Annotated in this window: 3 protein-coding genes; 1 reads left to right on the forward strand and 2 read right to left on the reverse strand. The window is 40.6% G+C overall.

Going from position 1 to position 2310, the window contains the following annotated elements; translation table 11 throughout:
- Positions 1–4: 4 nt before the first annotated feature.
- Both C6H08_RS11410 and C6H08_RS11030 read right to left on the reverse strand, forming a co-directional pair.
- Positions 5–145 (reverse strand): heavy metal translocating P-type ATPase, encoded by a 141-nt coding sequence (locus C6H08_RS11410; RefSeq protein WP_158656875.1) that lies wholly within the window; start codon positions 143–145, stop codon positions 5–7.
- Between the two features lie 182 nt (positions 146–327).
- Complete coding sequence (locus C6H08_RS11030) at positions 328–1509, reverse strand: lysozyme inhibitor LprI family protein (RefSeq protein ID WP_034565296.1); 1182 nt, start codon at positions 1507–1509, stop codon at positions 328–330.
- A gap of 137 nt (positions 1510–1646) precedes the next feature.
- Between C6H08_RS11030 and C6H08_RS11035 the strand changes: the two genes are divergently transcribed.
- Positions 1647–2310, forward strand: a 664-nt coding sequence (locus C6H08_RS11035) for a dihydroxy-acid dehydratase domain-containing protein (protein WP_199773206.1), incomplete at its 3' end; no start/stop codon positions are given.

Here is a 2310-nt window from a genome sequence, read left to right on the forward strand (position 1 = left end):
GGTCCTATGAAAGCAGGGCGTTTAGAGAATCTTCTATGCGAGTAGCACAGCTTGGGCAATCAAGCCCAGAGATTGAAAGCGTATAGTCTTTATATGAGGTTTGCAAAGTCTCTTGGGGTTTTGTATCGTGGCACTTTAGATTCATTATACCCTCCATATATCGCAGCATTTTGAGCTGATTTGAAATAAGGCATTATTCCATATATTTGTAAATATACATATAGGGGGGTATATGTATAAAGATTCAAATCAGTCATAGAAGCCACTTCAAATAATATATAAAATCCACAAAATCAAATAGCCAAACTTTATCTCTTTTACTTTTTCTCACAACGCACTCTCTTGCTTCTTATCCCTTTTCACATTAGCATTTTGCACATAGCCTACAATGGCATTACCATTAGGATTTGTATCCTGTGAAAACTCCATTAACATAATCTTTGTAAAACCATTAAGAGATTTTGGTGTAAGCAGTATCGCCCCATAGTCCCTTGTTGCATTTTCCCCCTCACTATTTAGAATCTTTGTATAAAGCACAGGGGATTTTAGGCTTGGATTTTCATAGATTTTTACCGCACCTATCTGGCTTACTAGCTCTAGCGTTACTTGTTGTGATTTATCTATTGTTTCGTGCAATTCTTTTATGCGATGATTTATCGCTTGATACAAACAGGTTAAAAGCTCTTCGCCATCTTTTGCCTTAACACATTTCATATTACGCTCTTTTAGCCATTGTAGTTGCTCTTTTTTAAGCCTAGATTTTTGCTCATTGCTCCACGCAAAATCCATCGCATATTCAAACATCGCATTTAAGCTCACATCATCACGCAGAGTATAAAAGCTATTGCAAATGCCTTTTTCAATCTTACTCAAACCCTGCTTCTCACAATCAAAGCTCCCTCTAAATCGCGGATAGATTCCACTGAGAGTGCCTGCCCTACTCTCATCACTTGGCGTCTCACAAGTGCTAGAATCTAACCCCTTACTAGAGTGAAAATAAATCCCTTTAGAATCTTTGCTAAGAGTAAAGCTCATATTTTTCTCACACTTGCTCCGCTCTGCTCCTTCTGTATGGCCACACACAAGATCAAAATACTCTCTCTTAGGCTCTGCCTTATTGCCATTTATGAGAATCTCCACTTCACCCGGGAACGCCCCAATATCACAAATGAGATGTTCGGTAGGATTAGCGGGATCAAGAATTTGACGCATTGCTAAACCAAGCGTGCATATCGCACTTTTATCTTCATAATTATATTCATTTATTTGGTAGCAGTCATAGATTTGTAACGCACTTTGCTTATAGCACCAGCCGATTTTATCAAGTGGATCGCATTGGCTCATCTCTCCCCATACGCCCTCCCACTCACTGCGTTTAGAAAAACTATCAGTATCTCTGCTAATAAAATTGCGTGGCTCCACTATATCAGGCTCAACATTTTCTTGTGCTGTGCTAACTCCATTACATAACACAACTATCACCAAACATTTTACTAGTATCTTATACATTACAACTCCCCTTAGAATCTATTTGTAGCCTTGCATTATAGCTAAATTTATAGGAATTCTTATAGAAATGTTCTCACATACACTTCACAATCACGCTTTAATGCTACAATGTCGCAGAGATTAATTAAGGAGATTCTATGCGAAGTGATATTGTAAAAAAGGGGCATAATCGCGCGCCACACAGGAGTTTGCTAAGGGCAACGGGGCTAAAAGATGAAGATTTTAATAAGCCCTTTATCGGCGTGGCAAATAGCTATATTGACATTATTCCGGGGCATTTTTTCCTAAACAAATATGCTGAAATTGTAAAAGATGAGATACGCAAGGCAGGTGGCGTGCCTTTTGAGTTTAACACCATTGGCGTAGATGATGGTATCGCTATGGGGCATAGCGGTATGCTCTATTCCCTGCCTAGCCGAGAGCTGATTGCTGATTGCATAGAATCTGTGATGAACGCCCACGCCCTAGATGCGATGATTTGCCTACCAAACTGCGATAAAATCGTGCCCGGAATGCTTATGGGGGCGTTGCGTGTGAATGTGCCTACAATCTTTGTGAGTGGCGGTCCTATGAAAGCAGGGCGACTAGAAGATGGCACAATACTTGATTTAAACTCAGCATTTGAAGCAGTAGGTGCGTATGAAAGCGGTAAGATTAGCGAAAAAAGACTGCACGAGATAGAGTGTCAAGCCTGTCCTAGTGGGGGGAGTTGTAGTGGAATGTTTACTGCAAACTCTATGAATACGCTGTGTGAAGCTATGGGGGTGGGGTTGCCGGGCAATGGCACGAACCCGGCTTTAA

Source organism: Helicobacter bilis, assembly GCF_900198365.1.
Taxonomy (GTDB): Bacteria; Campylobacterota; Campylobacteria; order Campylobacterales; family Helicobacteraceae; genus Helicobacter_A; species Helicobacter_A bilis_B.